The sequence below is a fragment of the Enterobacter cloacae complex sp. P18RS genome (genome assembly GCF_014982105.1).
Taxonomy (GTDB): domain Bacteria; phylum Pseudomonadota; class Gammaproteobacteria; order Enterobacterales; family Enterobacteriaceae; genus Enterobacter; species Enterobacter hormaechei_C.
The window spans coordinates 91,904-114,040 of the sequence record NZ_JADCKV010000008.1 but is presented as its reverse complement, the minus strand read 5'-3'; the positions used below and the strand labels follow the sequence as shown (position 1 = coordinate 114,040).

Sequence of the window (22,137 nt, the reverse complement as noted above, 5' to 3'; positions counted from 1 at the left end):
GAGGGGGCCGTCTGTGCAGGTATTATTTTGTGGGGAACCCTCAGCCCCGTGGGAGAGGGCCGGGGTGAGGGCATCAGCCCGCTCAGCCCTCTTTTGCCCGGTGGCGCTTCGCTTACCGGGCCTACTATGAGCACCTCGCAGCCGCCACCCGGCTTTCTTTTAGCGCTTCTCCCACCCGTTCGCCTGCGCCGTAAACCCTAACGCCTGCATAAACGCCGCCATCACGCCGCGATCCTCTACGCCCACGTCGGCCATCCACCAGGAGGTTACGCTCGGGTTTTCGCGGATCACCTCTTCAATTAAATACTGCCCGACCCCGCGACGACGGGTCACGTCGCGCACGCGCAGGGAGTCCAGCGCCCCTTCCGTGCCGCTCAGCGTTACGCGGACGGCGGCCAGCAGACGTTCATTAAAACGCGCGGCATAGATGCGGTGGTTTTCATCGACGGCCAGCGATGAAGGGGAATATTCCGGCCAGATCTTGCCCAGGTCGATACGATCCTGGTCGCTAAAGGTCACCAGACGCACGATAGTCAGTTTCATTAGCTGCTTGTCCAAATCAAAAAGAGTAGGGCCAGTGTACTCAATTTATTTGCTCAGGCGCTTTCTCTTTTTCTTCCCATTTACCAGGTGATTAGTTTTTTGGCAGCGCGATGGGCAGTTTGAAAACACATGGATCGAAAAATAAGCAGAATTTTAACCTGAAGGGCAGTGATTTATTCGGCGCTTTGTACCGTTATTTTATGCTGCAAACCGCGCTTTTATTTGTTTATCTCCGCCTGATTTCAGAATATTATCTTTGCTTAATCGCCTGAAAAATAGAGATTTTAGTCTGGTTTTTGACAAAAAACTGCGCTAAACCATTAAAGGCACTGGTAAAAATAGCGTTGTTCATAAAAAGTACAGAATGCTTTTTAACCATAATAAAACAAAATATAAACATGACATCACGAATGGGGATTCAGAGATGAAAAGGAACGCGAAGACGTTAATCGCGGGGATGGTCGCACTGTCGATCTCGCATGCCGCTATGGCAGACGACATTAAAGTTGCGGTAGTGGGGGCGATGTCCGGCCCTGTTGCCCAGTGGGGTGACATGGAGTTCAACGGCGCGCGTCAGGCCATCAAAGATATCAACGCCAAAGGCGGCATCAAAGGCGACAAGCTGGTAGGCGTGGAGTATGACGACGCCTGCGATCCAAAACAGGCCGTCGCGGTCGCCAACAAAATCGTTAACGACGGTATCCAGTACGTCATCGGTCACCTGTGTTCTTCCTCCACGCAGCCTGCGTCTGATATCTACGAAGACGAAGGCATTCTGATGATCACCCCGGGTGCCACCAACCCGGAACTGACCCAGCGCGGCTACCAGCACATCATGCGTACCGCCGGTCTGGACTCCTCTCAGGGGCCAACCGCCGCCAAATACATCCTCGAAACCGTTAAGCCGCAGCGTATCGCCATCATTCATGATAAGCAGCAGTACGGCGAAGGCCTGGCGCGTTCCGTGCAGGATGGCCTGAAAAAAGGCGGCGCAAACATCGTCTTCTTCGACGGCATTACCGCTGGTGAGAAAGACTTCTCCGCGCTGATCGCCCGCCTGCAAAAAGAGAATATCGACTTCGTTTACTACGGCGGCTACTACCCGGAAATGGGGCAGATGCTGCGCCAGGCGCGCGCCACCGGCCTGAAAACCCAGTTTATGGGGCCAGAGGGCGTCGGTAATGCCTCCTTGTCCAACATCGCGGGCGATTCTGCCGAAGGCATGCTGGTGACGATGCCAAAACGCTATGACCAGGATCCGGCGAATAAGGCTATCGTGGATGCGCTCAAGGCGCAGAAGAAAGATCCGAGCGGTCCGTACGTCTGGATCACCTACGCGGCCGTGCAGTCTCTGGCCACCGCGCTGGACCGTACCGGCAGTAAAGAGCCGCTGGATCTGGTGAAAGATTTAAAAGCACACGGGGCGAACACCGTGATTGGGCCGCTGAACTGGGATGAGAAAGGCGATCTGAAGGGATTTGAGTTTGGTGTCTTTAAGTGGCACGCCGACGGGTCTTCCTCGGTCGCCAAATAATCATCCCACCGCCCGGCTCACCGGGCGGGTATAAAAAGGTTTTCTTATGTCCGAGCAGTTTCTCTACTTCTTGCAGCAGATGTTTAACGGCGTCACGCTGGGAAGCACCTACGCGCTGATCGCCATCGGCTACACGATGGTTTACGGCATTATCGGCATGATCAACTTCGCCCACGGCGAGGTGTACATGATCGGTAGCTACGTCTCCTTTATGATCATCGCCGCGCTGATGATGATGGGCATCGACAGCAGCTGGCTGCTGGTGGCCGCCGGGTTTGTCGGCGCGATTGTGATCGCCAGCGCCTACGGCTGGAGTATTGAACGGGTGGCCTACCGGCCGGTGCGCAGCTCCAAACGCCTGATCGCGCTGATCTCCGCCATCGGTATGTCCATTTTCCTGCAAAACTACGTCAGCCTGACCGAAGGTTCACGCGACGTGGCGCTGCCAAGCCTGTTTAACGGCCAGTGGATTGTAGGGGCCAGCGAAAACTTCTCTGCCACCATCACCACCATGCAGCTGGTTATCTGGGTTGTGACCTTTATTGCCATGCTGGCCCTGACCCTGTTCATCCGCTACTCCCGCATGGGACGCGCCTGCCGCGCCTGCGCGGAAGATCTGAAGATGGCGAGCCTGCTCGGGATTAACACCGACCGCGTGATTGCCCTGACCTTCGTGATCGGCGCAGCGATGGCGGCGGTGGCTGGCGTGTTGCTCGGCCAGTTCTACGGCGTAATCAACCCGTACATCGGCTTTATGGCCGGGATGAAAGCCTTCACCGCGGCGGTACTGGGCGGCATCGGCAGCATTCCGGGCGCGATGATCGGCGGCCTGATCCTGGGCGTGGCCGAAGCGCTCTCCTCGGCGTACCTGAGCACCGAATATAAAGATGTGGTGTCGTTTGCCCTGCTGATTCTGGTGCTGCTGGTCATGCCTACCGGTATTCTGGGCCGTCCGGAGGTAGAGAAAGTATGAAACCGATGCATTTTGCGATGGCGCTGCTCTCTGCCGCCATGTTCTTCGTCCTGGCGGGCGTCTTTATGGGCGTCCAGTTAGGACTGGACGGCACGAAGCTGGTGGTGGATACCGCTCCCGACATCCGCTGGCAGTGGGTGTTTATCGGCACCGCTGTGGTGTTCCTGTTCCAGCTGTTGCGTCCGCTGTTCCAGAAGACGCTGAAAAACGTCTCCGGGCCGAAATTCGTCCTGCCGGCGATCGACGGTACAACGGTGAAACAGAAGCTGTTCCTTGTGGCGCTGCTGGTGGCTGCCGTGGCGTGGCCGTTTATGGTCTCGCGCGGGACGGTGGATATTGCCACCCTGACCATGATCTACGTGATTCTGGGGCTCGGTCTGAACGTGGTGGTGGGGCTGTCTGGCCTGCTGGTGCTGGGCTACGGCGGGTTCTACGCCATCGGCGCGTACACCTTCGCGCTGCTGAACCACTATTACGGCCTCGGCTTCTGGACCTGTCTGCCGCTGGCGGGGCTGGTCTCTGCCGCGGCGGGCTTCCTGCTCGGCTTCCCGGTGCTGCGCCTGCGCGGTGACTATCTGGCGATTGTGACCTTAGGCTTCGGCGAAATCGTCCGTATTCTGCTGCTCAACAATACCGAAGTGACCGGCGGTCCGAACGGCATCAGCCAGATCCCGAAACCGACCTTCTTCGGCCTGGAGTTCAGCCGTACCGCCCGTGAAGGCGGCTGGGATACCTTCAGCAATTTCTTTGGCATCAAGTACGATCCGTCCGACCGCGTGATCTGGCTCTATCTGGTGGCGCTGCTGCTGGTGGTGATTACCCTGTTTGTGATCAACCGTCTGCTGCGCATGCCGCTGGGCCGCGCGTGGGAAGCGCTGCGCGAAGATGAGATCGCCTGCCGCTCCCTGGGCCTGAACCCGACCCGCATCAAGCTGACCGCATTTACCATCAGCGCCGCGTTTGCCGGTTTCGCCGGGACGCTGTTTGCCGCACGTCAGGGCTTCGTCAGCCCGGAATCGTTCACCTTTGCCGAATCCGCCTTTGTGCTGGCGATTGTGGTGCTCGGTGGAATGGGCTCGCAGTTCGCCGTGATCCTCGCGGCTATCCTGCTGGTGGTCTCCCGCGAGCTGATGCGCGACTTTAACGAATACAGCATGTTAATGCTGGGTGGTTTGATGGTGCTGATGATGATCTGGCGTCCGCAGGGTCTGCTGCCGATGACCCGTCCACAGCTGAAGCTGAAACGCACACAGGCGAAAGGAGAGCAGGCATGAAGCCTTTATTATCCGTTAACGGCCTGATGATGCGTTTTGGCGGCCTGCTGGCGGTCAACAATGTGAATCTGGATCTGCACAAGAAAGAGATTGTCTCCCTGATTGGCCCGAACGGCGCGGGAAAAACCACGGTCTTTAACTGTTTGACCGGCTTCTACAAGCCGACGGGCGGCACCATCATGCTGCGCGACCAGCACCTTGAAGGGCTGCCGGGCCAGCAGATTGCCCGCATGGGCGTGGTGCGTACCTTCCAGCACGTGCGTCTGTTCCGCGAGATGACGGTGATTGAGAACCTGCTGGTGGCACAGCATCAGCAGCTGAAAACCGGGCTGTTCTCCGGCCTGCTGAAAACCCCGGCCTTTCGCCGCACGCAGGAGGAGGCGCTCGACCGCGCCGCGACCTGGCTCGACCGTATCGGCCTGCTCCAGCACGCTAACCGTCAGGCGAGCAACCTCGCTTACGGGGATCAGCGTCGCCTTGAGATCGTGCGCTGTATGGTGACCCAGCCGGAGATCCTGATGCTCGACGAACCAGCGGCAGGTCTCAATCCGAAAGAGACCAAAGAGCTGGACGAGCTGATTGCCGAGCTGCGCGACCATCACGACACCACCATCCTGCTGATTGAGCATGACATGAAGCTGGTGATGGGCATTTCGGACCGTATCTACGTGGTAAACCAGGGCACGCCGCTGGCAAACGGCACGCCGGAAGAGATCCGCAACAACCCGGACGTGATCCGCGCATACCTTGGTGAGGCATAAGATGGAAAAAGCGATGTTAACGTTCGACAAGGTCAACGCGCACTACGGCAAGATCCAGGCGCTGCACGACGTCAGCCTGCACATCAATCAGGGCGAAATCGTCACCCTGATTGGCGCCAACGGCGCGGGTAAAACCACGCTGCTCGGCACCCTGTGCGGCGACCCGCGCGCCACCAGCGGGCGGATTGTGTTTGACGGCAAAGATATTACCGACTGGCAGACGGCTAAGATCATGCGTGAAGCGGTGGCGATTGTCCCGGAAGGGCGCCGCGTATTCTCCCGCATGACGGTGGAAGAGAACCTGGCGATGGGCGGTTTCTTCGCCCATCGGGATGAATTCCAGACCCGCATCAAGTGGGTGTACGAACTCTTCCCGCGCCTGTGGGAGCGTCGTATTCAGCGAGCGGGCACCATGTCCGGCGGCGAGCAGCAGATGCTGGCGATTGGCCGCGCGCTGATGAGCCAGCCACGCCTGCTGCTGCTGGACGAGCCGTCGCTCGGTCTTGCGCCGATCATCATCCAGCAGATCTTCGACACCATCGAGCAGTTGCGTAAAGAGGGGATGACCATCTTCCTCGTCGAGCAGAACGCCAACCAGGCGCTGAAGCTCGCTGACCGCGGCTATGTGCTGGAGAACGGGCGCGTGGTGCTCTCCGATACCGGTGACGCGCTGCTGGCGAACGAGGCGGTGCGGAGTGCGTATTTAGGCGGTTAATCGCATTTCCCCCTCACCCTAACCCTCTCCCTCAAGGGAGAGGGAACCGATCGCTTCTCTCCCTCTCCCTGTGGGAGAGGGCCGGTGTGAGGGCACCAGACCGCACCCAACCCCTTCACACAACCATCATCCCCCTGACGCCTGGCTGTCACTTATCTGTAAACAAACAGTTATTTTTCTGTCATTCGAGCATGTCATGTTACCTCGCGAGCATAAAACGCGTGATATCGCGCATCCGGCACAATAAGAGAGATGACAATGACATCGTTACGACACACAGCTTTGGGTCTGGCACTGGGTCTGGCTTTTGCGACGAACGCAATGGCTGTGACCACCATTCCGTTCTGGCATTCCATGGAAGGGGAGTTGGGTAAAGAGGTTGACTCCCTGGCGCAGCGTTTCAACGACACCCACCCGGATTACAAAATTGTGCCGGTGTATAAAGGCAACTACGAGCAGAGCCTGAGCGCGGGCATCGCCGCCTTCCGTACCGGTAACGCGCCTGCGCTGTTACAGGTTTATGAAGTGGGCACCGCGACAATGATGGCCTCCAAAGCCATCAAGCCGGTGTACGAGGTGTTCAAAGAGGCGGGCATTAACTTTGACGAATCCCAGTTCGTACCGACCGTAGCGGGTTACTACACCGATTCCAGAACCGGCCATCTGCTGTCCCAGCCGTTTAACAGCTCCACGCCGGTGCTGTATTACAACAAAGACGCCTTCAAAAAAGCCGGTTTAGATCCGGAGCAGCCGCCAAAAACCTGGCAGGATCTGGCGGAGTACACCGCGAAGCTGAAAGCGGCGGGGATGAAGTGCGGCTACGCCAGCGGCTGGCAGGGCTGGATCCAGATTGAAAACTTCAGCGCCTGGCACGGCCTGCCGGTTGCCACCCAAAATAACGGCTTCGACGGTACCGACGCGGTGCTGGAGTTCAACAAGCCGGAGCAGGTGAAGCACATCGCGCTGCTGGAAGCACTCAACAAGAAGGGCGACTTCAGCTACTTCGGGCGTAAAGACGAATCCACCGAGAAGTTCTACAACGGCGACTGTGCCATTACCACCGCCTCGTCCGGCTCGCTGGCGGATATACGTCACTATGCCAAATTCAACTACGGCGTGGGCATGATGCCGTACGACGCCGACGTGAAGGGCGCGCCGCAAAACGCCATCATCGGCGGGGCGAGCCTGTGGGTGATGCAGGGTAAAGACAACGGCACCTACAAAGGCGTGGCCGAGTTCCTCGACTTCCTGGCGAAGCCTGAAAACGCCGCCGAATGGCACCAGAAGACCGGCTATCTGCCGATCACCAAAGCCGCATACGACCTGACCCGCGAGCAGGGCTTCTACAGCAAGAACCCGGGCGCGGATATCGCGACGCGCCAGATGCTGAACAAGCCGCCGTTGCCGTTCACAAAAGGCCTGCGTCTGGGCAACATGCCGCAGATCCGCACCATCGTGGATGAAGAGCTGGAAAGCGTCTGGACCGGGAAGAAAACCCCACAGCAGGCGCTGGACGCTGCGGTAGAGCGCGGGAATCAGCTGCTGCGCCGCTTTGAGCAGTCGACCAAATCGTAATCCGTGATTCGCCCGGTGACGCGTAGCGATCCGGGCCTACGGGGATCGTGCGGGCTGATGCCCTCACCCCAACCCTCTCCCACGGGGAGAGGGAGAAATATTTGTAGGCCGGGTAAGGCGTAGCCGCCACCCGGCATTGTTCAGGAACCAAATCTCAATGTCATCATCCCGTCCGGTGTTCCGTTCCCGCTGGCTGCCGTACTTGTTGGTCGCGCCGCAGCTGGTCATCACCGTTATCTTCTTTATCTGGCCTGCGGGCGAAGCGCTGTGGTACTCGGTACAAAGCGTCGATCCGTTCGGGCTTTCCAGCCAGTTTGTCGGGCTGGACAACTTTACCGCGCTGTTCCACGACAGCTACTACCTGGACTCCTTCTGGACGACGATCAAATTCAGCACCCTGGTGACCGTCAGCGGCCTTTTAGCCTCGCTGTTTTTCGCTGCGCTGGTGGACTACGTGGTGCGCGGCAGTCGTCTGTACCAGACCCTGATGCTGCTGCCCTACGCCGTGGCTCCCGCCGTGGCCGCCGTGCTGTGGATCTTCCTGTTTAACCCAGGGCGCGGGCTGATTACCCACTTCCTGGGCGAGTTTGGCTACGACTGGAACCACGCCCAGAACAGCGGTCAGGCGATGTTCCTGGTGGTGTTCGCCTCGGTGTGGAAGCAGATCAGCTATAACTTCCTGTTTTTCTTTGCCGCGCTACAGTCTATCCCGCGTTCGCTGGTGGAGGCCGCCGCCATCGACGGCGCAGGGCCGGTGCGCCGCTTCTTCCGGCTGTCGCTGCCGCTGATCGCCCCGGTGAGTTTTTTCCTGCTGGTGGTGAACCTGGTGTACGCCTTCTTCGACACCTTCCCGGTGATCGACGCCGCCACCGCGGGCGGTCCGGTGCAGGCTACCACCACGCTGATTTACAAGATCTACCGCGAAGGCTTTGCCGGGCTTGATCTCTCCGCCTCTGCCGCGCAGTCCGTGGTGCTGATGTTCCTCGTCATCATCCTCACGGTGGTGCAGTTCCGCTATGTCGAAAGTAAGGTGCGCTACCAATGATTGAGAACCGTCGCGGGCTGACGATTTTCAGCCATACCATGCTGATTTTAGGGATTATCGTCATCCTGTTCCCACTGTACGTGGCCTTCGTCGCCGCCACGCTGGACACCAAAGCGGTGTTCGACACCCCGATGACGCTGATCCCGGGCGGACACCTTTTCGAAAACATGAAAACTATCTGGACCCAGGGCGTGGGCGCTAACAGCGCGCCGTTCTGGCTGATGATGCTCAACAGCTTCATCATGGCGTTTGGCATCACCGTCGGCAAAATTACGGTGTCGATGCTCTCAGCGTTTGCCATCGTCTGGTTCCGCTTTCCGCTGCGTAACCTGTTTTTCTGGATGATTTTCATCACCCTGATGCTGCCGGTAGAGGTGCGTATCTTCCCGACGGTGGAAGTGATCGCCAACCTGAAGATGCTCGACAGCTACGCGGGCTTAACCCTGCCGCTGATGGCCTCGGCGACCGCCACCTTTCTGTTCCGCCAGTTCTTTATGACCCTGCCGGATGAGCTGATTGAAGCCGCGCGCATCGACGGGGCCTCGCCGATGCGCTTCTTCCGCGACATAGTGCTGCCGCTGTCGAAAACCAACCTCGCGGCGCTGTTTGTGATCACCTTTATCTACGGCTGGAACCAGTACCTGTGGCCGCTGCTGATCGTTCAGGACGTCAACCTCGGCACCGCCGTGGCAGGCATCAAAGGCATGATCGCCACCGGCGAAGGCACCACCCTCTGGAACCAGGTGATGGCGGCGATGCTGCTCACCCTTATCCCACCCGTAGTCATTGTTTTAGCCATGCAGCGCGCGTTTGTCCGCGGCCTGGTCGATAGCGAGAAATAAGATGGCAGGTTTAAAATTACAGGCAGTAACCAAAAGCTGGGACGGCAAAACCCAGGTCATTCAGCCGCTGACGCTCGACGTGGCGGACGGGGAATTTATCGTGATGGTCGGCCCGTCCGGCTGCGGAAAATCCACCCTGCTGCGTATGGTGGCGGGGCTGGAGCGCGTAACGTCCGGGGATATCTGGATTGACCGCCAGCGCGTCACCGAGATGGAACCCAAAGATCGCGGTATCGCGATGGTGTTCCAGAACTACGCCCTCTATCCGCACATGAGCGTGGAAGAGAACATGGCCTGGGGGCTGAAAATCCGCGGCATGGGCAAAGGCCATATCGCGGAGCGTGTGAAAGAGGCCGCGCGCATTCTGGAGCTGGACGGCCTGCTTAAGCGCCGCCCGCGCGAGCTTTCCGGTGGCCAGCGTCAGCGCGTGGCGATGGGGCGCGCCATCGTGCGCGACCCGGCGGTATTCCTGTTCGACGAACCGCTGTCAAACCTCGACGCCAAACTGCGCGTGCAGATGCGCCTTGAGCTCCAGCAGCTGCATCGGCGGCTGAAAACCACGTCCCTGTACGTCACTCACGATCAGGTTGAAGCCATGACCCTCGCCCAGCGCGTGATGGTGATGAACAAAGGCATCGCCGAGCAGATTGGCACCCCGGTGGAAGTCTACGAAAAGCCGGCCAGCCGTTTTGTGGCGAGCTTTATCGGCAGCCCGGCGATGAACCTGCTGGATGGGCGGATCAATGCGGCGGGAACCCACTTCGAGCTGGAAAGCGGGATGGCGTTGCCGATCAACTGGTACTATCGTGGCTACGCCGGGCGTAAGATGACGCTCGGTATCCGCCCGGAGCATATTGGTTTGACGTCTCAGGCGGACGGCGGCGTGCCGCTGGTGATGGACACGCTGGAGATGCTGGGCGCAGACAACCTGGCGCACGGGCGCTGGGGCGAGCAAAAGCTGGTGGTGCGTCTGCCGCACCAGGAGCGCCCGAAGGCAGGCAGCACGCTGTGGCTGCATATGCCGGAAAATCACCTGCACTTATTTGACGGTGAAACAGGACAACGAGTATGAGCAACTGGCCTTACCCCCACATCGTCGCCCACCGTGGCGGCGGTAAACTGGCGCCGGAAAACACCCTGGCGGCAATTGACGTTGGCGCGCGCTACGGCCATACGATGATCGAGTTCGACGCGAAGCTGTCGAAGGACGGCGAAATTTTCCTGCTGCACGACGACAATCTCGAACGCACCAGCAACGGCTGGGGCGTGGCGGGCGAACTGCCGTGGCGCGATCTGCTGAAGGTGGACGCCGGAAGCTGGTACAGCGGCGAATTTAAAGGCGAACCGCTGCCGCTGCTGGCGGAAGTGGCGGACCGCTGTCGTCAACACGGCATGATGGCCAACATCGAAATCAAACCGACCACTGGCACCGGGCCGCTGACGGGTAAAGTGATTGCCCTTGCCGCGCGCGAGCTGTGGGAAGGTATGACCGCGCCGCTGTTATCGTCGTTTGACATCGACGCGCTGGAAGCCGCACAGGCTGCCGTTCCGGAGTTGCCGCGCGGGCTGCTGCTGGATGCGTGGCGAGAAGACTGGCGCGCGCTGACGACCCGCTTAGGCTGCGTGTCGATCCACCTCAACCATAAGCTGCTGGATGAAGCGCGCGTGACGCTGTTGAAGGAGGCCGGTCTGCATATCCTGGTGTATACCGTCAACAAACCCCAGCGTGCAGCCGAGCTGCTGCGCTGGGGCGTGGACAGCATCTGTACCGATGCGATTGACCAGATCGGGCCGAACTTTATTTATTAAGCATACTGCCGTTCTGCTGGGTCGGCAGCATGTGCTGCTGACCGCTGCTTTGCGACACCCCGCCCCCTAACATCCCACCGTTTGAGTTTGGCAGCGGCTGCTCCCGCATCTGGCCCTGCTGCACGCGCTGGGTGTTGGTATTCATCTGGTTTTGCAGGTGCTGCTGCTGCACCTGGGTCTGCGTTTTTAACTGCTGATTGAGCATCCCTTTCTGCTGCTGTTGCTGGCTCATCATCTCCGTCTGCATACGCTGCTGGCTCGGAATGACGTAGCCCGGCTGGTTCGGGTTGTTCAGGGTGTTGATTGGCTGTGCGAGCGCGGCGAACGGAAGCAGCGCGGTCAGGATCAGTAATCGTTTCATGGTTATCTCCTCCTTTGAGGCTTCTCTTAAGTTTACCCTGATTCCGGCATAACGATGATTTTTTAAGAGTTGTGAACCAGGCTTAAGCGGGGAATATGGACCCCTTCACCTGGAGAACAATAATGATGAAACCAACCTTTTTGCGCTGGGTCGCCATCGCTGCGCTGATGGCAGGCGGCACATTTACCGTAGCGGCCAACCCGCCCGCCGCTCCACCGGTCTCTTACGGCGTGGAGGAGGATGTTTTTCACCCCGTGCGGGCGACGCACGGCATGGTGGCCTCGGTTGACGCGCTGGCAACGCAGGTGGGCGTCGATATTCTTAAGCAGGGCGGTAACGCGGTGGATGCGGCGGTCGCGGTGGGATATGCGCTGGCGGTGACGCATCCACAGGCGGGGAACCTGGGCGGCGGCGGGTTTATGATGCTGCGCACCAAAGACGGTAAAACCACGGCCATCGACTTCCGTGAGATGGCGCCGAATCAGGCCTCCCGCGATATGTTCCTCGACGATCAGGGCAATCCGGACAGTAAAAAATCTCTGACCTCGCACCTTGCCTCCGGCACGCCGGGCACCGTTGCGGGGTTCTCGCTGGCGCTGGAAAAATACGGCACGCTGCCTCTGAATAAAGTGGTGCAGCCTGCCATCAAGCTGGCGCGCGACGGCTTCGTCGTCAACGACGCGCTGGCGGACGACCTCAAAACCTACGGCAGCGAAGTCATTCCCAATCATGAGAACAGCAAGGCTATCTTCTGGAAAGACGGCGAGCCGCTGAAAAAGGGCGATAAGCTGGTGCAGAAGAACCTCGCAAAAAGTCTCGAACTGATTGCCGAAAACGGTCCGGACGCCTTCTATAAGGGGCCGATTGCCGATCAGATTGCCGATGAGATGCAGAAGAACGGCGGGCTGATCACCAAAGCGGATCTGGCGGAATATAAGGCGGTGGAGCGCGAGCCGATCAGCGGCACCTATCGCGGCTACGAGGTCTTCTCCATGCCGCCGCCGTCCTCCGGGGGCATTCACATCGTGCAGATCCTCAATATTCTGGAAAACTTCGATATGCACAAGTTCGGCTTCGGTAGCGCCGATGCCATGCAGGTGATGGCGGAGGCAGAGAAGCGCGCCTACGCTGACCGCTCGGAATACCTTGGCGATCCGGACTTCGTGAAGGTGCCGTGGCAGGCGCTGACCAACAAAGCCTATGCCAAATCGATTGCCGACGAGATCGACATCAATAAGGCTAAGCCGTCGAGCGAGATCCGCCCCGGCAAGCTGGCGCCGTATGAAAGTAACCAGACCACCCATTTCTCGGTGGTGGATAAAGACGGTAACGCGGTGGCGGTGACCTACACGCTTAACACCACTTTCGGCACCGGCATTGTGGCGGGCAACAGCGGTATTTTGCTGAACAACGAGATGGATGACTTCTCTGCCAAACCGGGCGTGCCGAACGTCTACGGCCTGGTCGGCGGCGATGCGAATGCGGTCGGGCCGAAGAAGCGCCCGCTGTCGTCCATGTCGCCCACCATCGTGGTGAAAGACGGCAAAACCTGGCTGGTGACCGGCAGCCCTGGCGGGAGCCGGATTATCACAACCGTGCTGCAAATGGTGGTGAACAGTATCGACTTTGGGATGAACGTCGCCGAAGCGACCAATGCGCCGCGTTTCCACCACCAGTGGCTGCCGGACGAGCTGCGCGTGGAGAAGGGCTTTAGCCCGGACACCCTCAAGCTGCTTGAGCAGCGCGGGCAGAAGGTGGCGGTGAAGGAGGCGATGGGCAGCACCCAGAGCATTATGGTCGGGCCGGACGGGGCGCTATTTGGCGCATCGGACCCGCGTTCGGTGGATGATTTAACGGCGGGGTATTGATTTTTTTGCCCGGTGGCGCTGCGCTTACCGGGCCTACAACGGCACGAACGTAGGCCGGGTAAGGCGAAGCCGCCACCCGGCAACAAACTACTTCATACGCGCCATATAATACGCATCCACATACTCGCCGTTGCGCAGGGCGTAGCGCCTGCCGGTGCCTTCAATCTCAAACCCGTGCTTTTTGTACACCGCGATTGCCGGTTCGTTATCCACAAACACCGTTAACTCGATGCGGTCGACGCGCAGCCAGTTGTCGCACATATCGATCATGGTGCGAATCAGTGCGCTGGCCACGCCGCGGTTATGCCACTGCGCGCCAACGCAGATACCGAAATCTGCAACGTGGCTGCGGCGTGGTCGCTGGGCGACATCAATGGTGAGGTGGCCGACCACGATATCATCAATGCAGGCAACCAGCTGTTTAATGCCCGGCTGTTCGCCTAGCCGCATTTGCCACATTTCCATTGAAGGATGAGGAACCTGTAGCGTGTTGTGGTACACCTCCGGCTGGGCGTGGATCTGACGAATGGCGTCGTAATCTTTCGGTTCAGCGTGGCGTATCACTATTTCACTCATTCCTTGTTCCTCAGTCAGTTAAAAGTCTTCTCCAACATCAGTGACTTTAAAAGTTGAGTCAATCGCTATTTTTTGCAAAAAGTGTTGGACAAGTGCGAATGAGAATGATTATTATTGCTCTGCATTCAGGAAGACCTCCTACGGGAACCTGAAAGCACGACATTGCTCACATTGCTTCCAGTATTACTTTAGCCAGCTTCTCGCTGGCTTTTTTTTTGCCCTTTTTCTCCCTCTCCCTGTGGGAGAGGGCTGGGGTGAGGGCAAAACATGCGCTATGGTAAAACTCAGTAACCTTCCAAAAGGACTGAGCCATGACACTACATTGTGCATTTATTGGATTTGGCAAAAGCACCACGCGTTACCACCTTCCGTATGTTCTTAACCGAAAAGAGACCTGGCACGTGGCCCATATCTATCGCCGCCGCGCGAAGCCAGAAGAGCAGTCTCCGCAGTATTCCCATATTCATTTCACCAGCGATCTTGATGAGGTGCTTAACGACCCGCAGGTGAAGCTGGTGGTGGTCTGTACCCACGCCGACAGCCACTTTGACTACGCGAAACGCGCGCTGGAAGCAGGTAAAAACGTGCTGGTGGAAAAGCCGTTCACCCCGACCATCGCCGAAGCGAAGGAGCTGTTCGCGCTGGCGAAAAGCAAAGGGCTGACCGTCACGCCGTACCAGAACCGTCGCTTTGACAGCTGCTTCCTGACGGCAAAAAAGGCAATTGAAAGCGGCAAACTCGGCGAGATCGTGGAAATCGAAAGCCACTTCGATTACTACCGCCCGGTGGCGGAAACCCAGCCCGGACTGCCGCAGGACGGATCTTTCTACGGTCTCGGTGTGCACACCATGGACCAGATCATCTCCTTGTTTGGCCGCCCGGACCACGTGGTGTATGACATCCGCAGCCTGCGCAATAAGGCCAACCCGGACGATACCTTTGAAGCGCAGCTGTTCTACGGCGACCTGAAAGCCATCGTAAAAACCAGCCATCTGGTGAAAATCGACTACCCGAAATTTATCGTTCACGGCAAGAAAGGCTCCTTTATCAAGTACGGTATTGACCAACAGGAGACCAGCCTGAAGGCCAATATCATGCCGGGTGAACCGGGCTTTGCGGCAGATGATTCCGTGGGCGTGCTGGAGTACGTGAACGACGAGGGCCTGACGGTCAGGGAAGAGCTGAAGCCGGAAACGGGCGACTATGGACGCGTCTACGATGCGCTGTATGACACCCTCGCCACCGGCGCGCCGAATTATGTCAAGGAATCTGACGTTCTGACCAACCTGGAAATCCTTGAACGGGCCTTTGAGCAGGCTTCTCCTGCCACGATAACCCTCGCCAGATAAGCAAAAATGGCTCCTCTGCGTTTGTTCTAAATTTTTGAACAGAGGAGTCAATTTTCACCCTCTATGATCCCAGGGCGTTTGCGTCCACACTTACTCCATCGAAACGAACTGAGGGTGAAAACAATGATCTACTTACGCAAAGCAAACGAACGTGGTCACGCGAATCATGGCTGGCTGGACTCATGGCATTCATTCTCGTTTGCCGACTACTACGACCCGAACTTTATGGGCTTCTCCGCACTGCGCGTGATTAACGACGACGTGATTGATGCAGGCCAGGGCTTCGGTACCCACCCGCACAAAGACATGGAAATCCTGACCTATGTGCTGGAAGGGGCGGTTGAGCACCAGGACAGCATGGGCAACAAAGAGCAGGTTCCGGCGGGCGAGTTCCAGATTATGAGCGCGGGTACCGGGGTGCGTCACTCTGAGTACAACCCGAGCAAAACGGAAAAACTGCACCTGTATCAAATCTGGATCATTCCAGAAGAGACCGGCATCACGCCACGCTACGAGCAGCGCCGCTTCGACGCGAAACAGGGCAAACAGCTGGTGCTGTCCCCGGATGCGCGTGAAGGTTCCCTGAAAGTGCATCAGGATATGGAGCTGTACCGCTGGGCGCTGGCGAAAGATGAACAGTCTGTACACCAGATTGCCGCTAACCGCCGCGTGTGGATCCAGGTTGTGAAAGGTGAAGTGTCCATCAACGGCACCAAAGCGACAACCGCCGATGGCCTGGCAGTCTGGGATGAGCAGGCGCTCTCCGTGCATGCCGACAGCGAAAGTGAAATTCTGCTGTTTGACCTGCCGCCGGTCTAAATAATTTCTCAACCTTCCCTTTAAACGGGGAAGGTTGAGCTTTGTCCGTGATAAACTGAGCAAATCTCTCACTTCAAGATTTCTCAGGACGATGAAAAAGAAACGCCCCGTACTTCAGGATGTCGCCGATCGCGTCGGTGTGACCAAAATGACGGTCAGCCGTTTTTTACGTAACCCGGAACAGGTTTCCGTGGCGTTGCGTGGCAAGATTGCCGCCGCCCTTGATGAACTGGGTTATATCCCCAACCGCGCGCCCGATATTCTCTCCAATGCGACCAGCCGTGCGGTGGGCGTCCTGCTTCCTTCCTTAACCAACCAGGTATTCGCCGAAGTGCTGCGTGGCATTGAAAGCGTCACCGATGCATTTGGCTATCAGACCATGCTCGCCCACTACGGGTACAAGCCGGAACTGGAAGAGGAACGTCTTGAATCGATGCTTTCCTGGAACATTGACGGCCTGATTTTAACGGAACGTACTCACACCCCGCGCACGCTGAAAATGATTGAAGTGGCAGGCATTCCGGTGGTTGAACTGATGGACAGCCAGTCGCCGTGCCTCGACATCGCCGTGGGGTTCGATAACTTTGAAGCGGCGCGTCAGATGACGGCGGCGATCATCGCCCGCGGTCATCGCCATGTGGCCTATCTGGGTGCGCGTCTGGATGAACGTACTATCATCAAACAGAAGGGATACGAGCAGGCGATGCTCGACGCCGGTTTGACCCCGTACAGCGTGATGGTGGAGCAATCTTCTTCTTACACGTCGGGTATTGAGCTGATGCGTCAGGCGCGACGCGAGTATCCGCAACTGGACGGTATTTTCTGTACCAACGATGACCTTGCGGTCGGCGCCGCGTTTGAGTGCCAGCGTCTGGGTTTAAAAATCCCGGATGATATGGCGATTGCCGGCTTCCACGGCCACGACATTGGCCAGGTGATGGAGCCGCGTCTGGCGAGCGTCCTGACCCCGCGTGAACGCATGGGCCGCATTGGCGCAGAGCGCCTGCTGGCGCGCATTCGTGGTGAGGCAGTTACCCCGAAAATGTTAGATTTAGGTTTCACCTTGTCACCGGGTGGATCTATTTAATCCGACAAATTTGAAGTAGCTCACACTTATTCACTTCGCGCACGTTTGGATATTGCTTCTCTTATGCCCCGGCAGGACAATGTTACCGATAACTGTTACCCGTAACAATTGACTGAGGGACACCCTTTGAGCACGACTAATCACGATCACCACGTTTACGTCCTGATGGGCGTGTCCGGTAGCGGTAAATCTGCCGTGGCGAGCGAAGTGGCGCATCAACTCCAGGCTGCGTTTCTTGATGGTGACTTCCTCCATCCGCGCAGCAACATCATGAAAATGGCTTCCGGCGAGCCGCTGAACGACGACGACCGCAAACCGTGGTTGCAGGCGCTGAATGACGCCGCGTTCGCGATGCAGCGCACCAATAAAGTCTCCCTGATCGTCTGTTCCGCGCTGAAAAAAACCTATCGCGACTTGCTGCGCGACGGCAACCCGAACCTCTCTTTCATCTACCTGAAAGGCGATTTTGGGGTGATTGAAAGCCGCCTGAAGGCGCGTAAAGGCCACTTCTTCAAAACCCAGATGCTGGTAACGCAGTTCGAAGCGTTGCAGGAGCCGGGTGCTGACGAGCAGGATGTCTTAGTGGTTGATATCGATCAGCCGCTGGAAGGTGTTGTTGCCAGCACCATCGAGGTTATTAATAAAAGGCAGTAAGTTTTGAGTACATTAACGCTAGTTTTGACAGCAGTGGGTTCCGTATTGCTGCTGCTGTTTTTAGTGATGAAGGCACGTATGCACGCCTTCGTTGCTTTGATGGTGGTTTCTATTGGTGCCGGTCTCTTTTCCGGCATGCCGCTCGACAAAATCGCGGCGACGATGGAAAAAGGGATGGGCGGCACGCTCGGCTTCCTGGCCATTGTGGTGGCGCTGGGCGCGATGTTTGGCAAGATTTTGCACGAGACGGGCGCGGTCGATCAGATTGCCGTCAAGATGCTGAAATCCTTCGGCCACAGCCGTGCGCACTACGCGATTGGTCTGGCCGGTCTGATTTGCGCGCTGCCGCTGTTCTTTGAAGTGGCCGTTGTGCTGCTGATTAGCGTGGCGTTCTCCATGGCGCGGCATACTGGTACCAACCTCGTGAAGCTGGTCATTCCGCTGTTTGCGGGCGTGGCGGCGGCGGCGGCGTTCCTGCTGCCGGGGCCTGCGCCGATGCTGCTGGCCTCCCAGATGCATGCTGACTTTGGCTGGATGATCCTGATTGGCCTGTGCGCGGCAATTCCGGGGATGATTATCGCCGGTCCGCTGTGGGGCAACTTCATCAGCCGTTACGTTGAGCTGCACATTCCGGATGACATCTCCGAGCCGCACCTGGGCGAGGGCAAAATGCCGTCCTTCGGCTTCAGCCTGTCGCTGATCCTGCTGCCGCTGGTGCTGGTGGGCCTGAAAACCATCGCTGCGCGCTTTGTGCCGGTGGGGTCAACCGCTTACGAATGGTTCGAATTTATTGGTCATCCGTTCACCGCGATCCTGGTGGCGTGTCTGGTAGCAATTTACGGCCTGGCGATGCGTCAGGGCATGCCGAAAGACCGCGTGATGGAGATCTGTGGTGCCGCGCTGCAACCGGCGGGGATTATCCTGCTGGTGATCGGGGCGGGCGGCGTGTTTAAGCAGGTGCTGGTGGATTCCGGCGTTGGTCCGGCGCTGGGCGAAGCGCTGACCGGAATGGGGCTGCCGATTGCAGTCACCTGTTTCGTGCTGGCCGCGGCGGTACGTATCATTCAGGGCTCCGCGACCGTAGCGTGCTTAACCGCCGTGGGTCTGGTAATGCCGGTGATTGAACAGCTGAACTACTCCGGTGCGCAGATGGCGGCGCTCTCTATCTGTATCGCGGGTGGCTCGATTGTGGTTTCTCACGTGAACGACGCGGGCTTCTGGCTGTTCGGTAAATTTACCGGCGCGACCGAAGCGCAAACCCTGAAAACCTGGACGCTGATGGAAACCATCCTCGGCACGACGGGTGCGGTTGTCGGGATGATTGCGTTTACGCTGCTGAGCTAATCCCGGTTTTCTCCCTCTCCCCGTGGGAGAGGGCTGGGGTGAGGGCATCAGGCCGCAGAGGGCGTATTTTGTCGGGTGGCGGCTTCGCCTTACCCGACCTACAAAAACCTCAGGTCCCGTAGGCCGGGTAAGCGTAAGCGCCACCCGGCTTTTTTACAGCGGCACGATGCCTTCCTTTGTGCGCAACCAGCGCGGCGCTTTCAGCGTATCACTGTAAAACCCCACTAAATCCTGCAACAAATCTCCTGCGACTCTTTCATTGCTCGCCGAGAGCGTTCGAGCCAACAGCATTTGCGTTAGCAACTGGCAATACCGTCCTAACTGATCCACTTCCGGCTCGAAGACCGGCACGTCCAGCGGCAGGTCATCCACCGTCAGGCTGGCTTTTAGATATTCCGGAACAGGTTCAAGCAGTGTGGGCTGGAGCAGGGCGAGGCAGGCGGAAAGCCGTCCGCATAGCGCCATCTTTTGTGCTGGATCGTCACATTCAACCAGCACGTCTACGAATCGCTCGCAGTTGTCTGCCAGTTCGGTGAAATCGGTAGTGTGATCGAACGGGGTAGTAAATAAAGTGTGAGAAAAGTTAGGGGGAGTAGTCATAAGACAGCCTCTAATGAGTTGAGTTGACCATCTTTGGAGGGACCAACCTCACTGGTGATGGACTGAACGGAGTTGGTCCTACCGGCCTCATCAGCTACCGGCGCGCCTTGCGGCGCCACCGTCCAGCCCACCATTGAAGTGTAACTGACTGCGCGATAAAAAGAGTTTCATCGCGGATGAGGATAACAGGGGACCAACCCTGACGCCTGATTTTGCAGGCGCGGCAAGAAGATACTGCGTTGGGGGCGGAGTGGCAAGAGAGGCTCTGGAAGGCGGCTCGCAAAACGAATGAATATTTTTGATGGTAGAGGCATCAGGTCCCGTAGGCCGGGTAAGCGCAAGCGCCACCCGGCTTTTTTACATCTTCACCCTTTCATCCACGCCCGGATCCCGTCCAGGAACATCTGCGTCGCCATCATCACCAGAATCAGCCCCATCAGGCGCTCCAGGGCGTTTACCCCTTTCTCACCCAGCAGGCGCAGGAACAGCGACGACTGCAACAGGATAATAAACGTCCCGCCCCAGGCGATCAGCAGGGCAATCACCAGATGGCTCATCTGATTCGGATACTGATGCGACAGCAGCATCAGCGTCGCCAGAATCGTTGGCCCGGCGACCAGCGGAATTGCCAGCGGCACGATAAACGGCTCTTCACCCGCAGGCAGGCCGCTGCTGCTGCCCTCCGCGCTCGGGAAAATCATCTTAATAGCAATCAGGAACAAAATGATCCCGCCGGAAATGGAGACCGTTTCGGCGCGTAAGTTCAGGAAAGCGAGGATTTTTTCACCGGCGAACAGGAAGATAAACATCACCAGCAGGGCGATGAGCAGCTCGCGGATCATGATCGCCCGGCGGCGCTTCGGCTCGGTATGCTTCAGCACCGACATGAAGATCGGCAGATTACCGAGCGGATCCATAATCAGGATCAATAAAACCGCTGCGGAAATGATTTCACTCATCTTAAATTATCCCTGATACTTATTGTGGTCATTGCGATGATTAGCACTTTTTCTGATTGCCGGGCAATCATCGATTAATTTCGCTTGCGACTTTGGCAGCATTTTGTAATGTGAAGCATATCCCAGTTCAATACTGGCTTGCACAATCAGCACACACCCCTTGCAGGAAAAAAATGCTATGAAAAACGTTGGTTTTATCGGCTGGCGCGGTATGGTCGGCTCTGTACTCATGCAACGCATGGTTGAAGAGCGCGATTTCGACGCCATCCGCCCGGTCTTCTTCTCCACTTCCCAGCTCGGCCAGGCTGCACCGTCCTTTGGGGGTACCACAGGCACGTTGCAGGATGCTTACGATCTGGAAGCGCTGAAGGCACTCGACATTATTGTGACCTGCCAGGGCGGCGATTATACCAACGAAATCTATCCGAAGCTGCGTGAAAGCGGCTGGCAGGGCTACTGGATTGATGCGGCCTCTTCGCTTCGCATGAAAGACGATGCCATCATTATTCTTGACCCGGTTAACCAGGGCGTCATCACCGACGGCCTGAACAACGGCGTGAAAACCTTTGTTGGCGGTAACTGCACCGTCAGCCTGATGCTGATGTCCCTCGGCGGCCTGTTCGCACAGGATCTGGTGGAGTGGGTCTCCGTGGCGACCTACCAGGCGGCGTCCGGCGGCGGCGCGCGTCATATGCGCGAGCTGCTGACCCAGATGGGCCAGCTGCACCAGAGCGTCGCTGCCGAGCTGGCAGACCCGGCGTCCGCCATCCTCGACATCGAACGTAAAGTCACTCAGCTCACCCGCAGCGGCGAGCTGCCGGTGGATAACTTTGGCGTACCGCTGGCCGGTGGCCTGATCCCGTGGATCGACAAACAGCTGGATAACGGCCAGACCCGCGAAGAGTGGAAGGGCCAGGCTGAGACCAACAAAATCCTCGGCACCGCGAACACCATTCCGGTTGACGGTCTGTGTGTGCGTATCGGCGCGCTGCGCTGCCACAGCCAGGCCTTCACCATTAAACTGAAAAAAGATGTGTCTATTCCGACCGTGGAAGAGCTGCTGGCCGCACACAACCCGTGGGCGAAAGTGGTGCCAAACGATCGCGATATCACCATGCGCGAACTGACCCCGGCAGCCGTTACCGGCACGCTGACCACCCCGGTTGGTCGTCTGCGCAAGTTGAACATGGGGCCGGAGTACCTCTCCGCGTTCACCGTTGGCGATCAGCTGCTGTGGGGTGCAGCCGAGCCGCTGCGCCGTATGCTGCGCCAGCTGGCGTAATAATTTGTTAAACAAGGGGGTGATTGTCACCCCCTTTTTTTGCGTACTACATGGAGTAAAACGCAGATGTCTTATTTTTTATCAGGAGGACCCACGACGTTGGCTATGCTTTAAGGAAGATTTATTTCTCACCTGAGGGTAGGGCGGAGCAGAGAGGATTAACTGCA

22 protein-coding genes are annotated in these 22,137 nt (G+C 57.9%); 17 read left to right on the top strand and 5 right to left on the bottom strand.

What is annotated here, in order from left to right:
• Nucleotides 1-159 precede the first annotated feature (159 nt).
• Nucleotides 160-543 carry an aspartate 1-decarboxylase autocleavage activator PanM gene (gene panM, locus INF61_RS06095; RefSeq protein ID WP_015571473.1) on the bottom strand — a complete coding sequence of 128 codons (384 nt, stop codon included), beginning with the start codon at nt 541-543 and terminating at the stop codon, nt 160-162.
• 424 nt (nt 544-967) lie between these two features.
• Between panM and livK the strand changes: the two genes are divergently transcribed.
• The 10 genes from livK to ugpQ all read left to right on the top strand — a co-directional run bounded on the left by livK (nt 968) and on the right by ugpQ (nt 11,071).
• Nucleotides 968-2,077 carry a high-affinity branched-chain amino acid ABC transporter substrate-binding protein LivK gene (gene livK, locus INF61_RS06090; protein WP_023295547.1) on the top strand — a complete coding sequence of 370 codons (1,110 nt, stop codon included), beginning with the start codon at nt 968-970 and terminating at the stop codon, nt 2,075-2,077.
• A gap of 46 nt (nt 2,078-2,123) precedes the next feature.
• Complete coding sequence (livH, locus tag INF61_RS06085; protein ID WP_015571470.1) at nt 2,124-3,050, top strand: high-affinity branched-chain amino acid ABC transporter permease LivH; 927 nt, start codon at nt 2,124-2,126, stop codon at nt 3,048-3,050.
• Complete coding sequence (locus INF61_RS06080) at nt 3,047-4,324, top strand: high-affinity branched-chain amino acid ABC transporter permease LivM (RefSeq protein WP_003861542.1); 1,278 nt, start codon at nt 3,047-3,049, stop codon at nt 4,322-4,324. Before livH ends, INF61_RS06080 begins: the two co-directional genes overlap by 4 nt.
• Nucleotides 4,321-5,085 (top strand): high-affinity branched-chain amino acid ABC transporter ATP-binding protein LivG, encoded by a 765-nt coding sequence (gene livG, locus INF61_RS06075; protein WP_003861544.1) that lies wholly within the window; start codon nt 4,321-4,323, stop codon nt 5,083-5,085. The genes INF61_RS06080 and livG overlap by 4 nt, the downstream gene beginning before the upstream one ends.
• Nucleotide 5,086: 1 nt before the next feature.
• The gene (livF, locus tag INF61_RS06070; protein ID WP_015571469.1) at nt 5,087-5,800 is read left to right on the top strand and encodes a high-affinity branched-chain amino acid ABC transporter ATP-binding protein LivF; all 714 of its coding nucleotides are present in this window, start codon (nt 5,087-5,089) and stop codon (nt 5,798-5,800) included.
• 258 nt (nt 5,801-6,058) lie between these two features.
• The gene (gene ugpB, locus INF61_RS06065) at nt 6,059-7,375 is read left to right on the top strand and encodes a sn-glycerol-3-phosphate ABC transporter substrate-binding protein UgpB (protein ID WP_017693845.1); all 1,317 of its coding nucleotides are present in this window, start codon (nt 6,059-6,061) and stop codon (nt 7,373-7,375) included.
• 157 nt (nt 7,376-7,532) lie between these two features.
• Nucleotides 7,533-8,420: a sn-glycerol-3-phosphate ABC transporter permease UgpA gene (gene ugpA, locus INF61_RS06060; protein ID WP_047718140.1), complete on the top strand. Its 888-nt coding sequence runs from the start codon at nt 7,533-7,535 to the stop codon at nt 8,418-8,420.
• Nucleotides 8,417-9,262, top strand: a complete 846-nt coding sequence (ugpE, locus tag INF61_RS06055) for a sn-glycerol-3-phosphate ABC transporter permease UgpE (protein WP_015571468.1) — start codon at nt 8,417-8,419, stop codon at nt 9,260-9,262. The genes ugpA and ugpE overlap by 4 nt, the downstream gene beginning before the upstream one ends.
• Before the next feature lies 1 nt (nt 9,263).
• Nucleotides 9,264-10,334 carry a sn-glycerol-3-phosphate import ATP-binding protein UgpC gene (locus INF61_RS06050; RefSeq protein WP_047718141.1) on the top strand — a complete coding sequence of 357 codons (1,071 nt, stop codon included), beginning with the start codon at nt 9,264-9,266 and terminating at the stop codon, nt 10,332-10,334.
• Nucleotides 10,331-11,071 carry a glycerophosphodiester phosphodiesterase gene (gene ugpQ / locus INF61_RS06045; RefSeq protein WP_047718143.1) on the top strand — a complete coding sequence of 247 codons (741 nt, stop codon included), beginning with the start codon at nt 10,331-10,333 and terminating at the stop codon, nt 11,069-11,071. The genes INF61_RS06050 and ugpQ overlap by 4 nt, the downstream gene beginning before the upstream one ends.
• On the opposite strand, the gene INF61_RS06040 is transcribed toward ugpQ, so the two are convergent.
• Nucleotides 11,061-11,432 (bottom strand): DUF2756 family protein, encoded by a 372-nt coding sequence (locus INF61_RS06040; RefSeq protein ID WP_017384131.1) that lies wholly within the window; start codon nt 11,430-11,432, stop codon nt 11,061-11,063. The genes ugpQ and INF61_RS06040 overlap by 11 nt on opposite strands.
• A gap of 122 nt (nt 11,433-11,554) precedes the next feature.
• On the opposite strand from INF61_RS06040, the gene ggt reads away from it, so the two are divergent.
• Entirely contained in the window at nt 11,555-13,300 is a 1,746-nt protein-coding gene (ggt, locus tag INF61_RS06035; RefSeq protein WP_072134592.1) for a gamma-glutamyltransferase, read from the top strand.
• Nucleotides 13,301-13,387: 87 nt separating this feature from the next.
• Here ggt and yhhY read toward each other — a convergent pair whose 3' ends face one another.
• Complete coding sequence (gene yhhY / locus INF61_RS06030) at nt 13,388-13,876, bottom strand: N-acetyltransferase (RefSeq protein WP_015571463.1); 489 nt, start codon at nt 13,874-13,876, stop codon at nt 13,388-13,390.
• Between the two features lie 311 nt (nt 13,877-14,187).
• On the opposite strand from yhhY, the gene INF61_RS06025 reads away from it, so the two are divergent.
• From INF61_RS06025 to gntU, 5 genes are all read left to right on the top strand, one after another.
• Nucleotides 14,188-15,225 (top strand): oxidoreductase, encoded by a 1,038-nt coding sequence (locus INF61_RS06025; RefSeq protein ID WP_134690563.1) that lies wholly within the window; start codon nt 14,188-14,190, stop codon nt 15,223-15,225.
• A gap of 123 nt (nt 15,226-15,348) precedes the next feature.
• Nucleotides 15,349-16,044, top strand: coding sequence for a pirin family protein (locus tag INF61_RS06020; RefSeq protein WP_003861565.1), 696 nt, complete (start codon nt 15,349-15,351; stop codon nt 16,042-16,044).
• Nucleotides 16,045-16,135: 91 nt separating this feature from the next.
• Nucleotides 16,136-17,131, top strand: coding sequence for a gluconate operon transcriptional repressor GntR (gene gntR / locus INF61_RS06015; protein ID WP_003861567.1), 996 nt, complete (start codon nt 16,136-16,138; stop codon nt 17,129-17,131).
• A gap of 126 nt (nt 17,132-17,257) precedes the next feature.
• Nucleotides 17,258-17,785 (top strand): gluconokinase, encoded by a 528-nt coding sequence (gntK, locus tag INF61_RS06010; protein ID WP_003861569.1) that lies wholly within the window; start codon nt 17,258-17,260, stop codon nt 17,783-17,785.
• Nucleotides 17,786-17,788: 3 nt separating this feature from the next.
• A complete protein-coding gene (gene gntU, locus INF61_RS06005) occupies nt 17,789-19,129 on the top strand; it encodes a gluconate transporter (RefSeq protein WP_017693851.1) in 1,341 nt (446 codons plus the stop codon).
• Nucleotides 19,130-19,282: 153 nt separating this feature from the next.
• On the opposite strand, the gene INF61_RS06000 is transcribed toward gntU, so the two are convergent.
• Both INF61_RS06000 and yhgN read right to left on the bottom strand, forming a co-directional pair.
• Complete coding sequence (locus tag INF61_RS06000; protein ID WP_047726256.1) at nt 19,283-19,729, bottom strand: hypothetical protein; 447 nt, start codon at nt 19,727-19,729, stop codon at nt 19,283-19,285.
• Nucleotides 19,730-20,094: 365 nt separating this feature from the next.
• Nucleotides 20,095-20,688 carry an NAAT family transporter YhgN gene (yhgN, locus tag INF61_RS05995; RefSeq protein ID WP_003861574.1) on the bottom strand — a complete coding sequence of 198 codons (594 nt, stop codon included), beginning with the start codon at nt 20,686-20,688 and terminating at the stop codon, nt 20,095-20,097.
• Nucleotides 20,689-20,866: 178 nt separating this feature from the next.
• On the opposite strand from yhgN, the gene asd reads away from it, so the two are divergent.
• Nucleotides 20,867-21,970 carry an aspartate-semialdehyde dehydrogenase gene (asd, locus tag INF61_RS05990; RefSeq protein WP_003861575.1) on the top strand — a complete coding sequence of 368 codons (1,104 nt, stop codon included), beginning with the start codon at nt 20,867-20,869 and terminating at the stop codon, nt 21,968-21,970.
• The last annotated feature ends 167 nt before the right edge of the window (nt 21,971-22,137 follow it).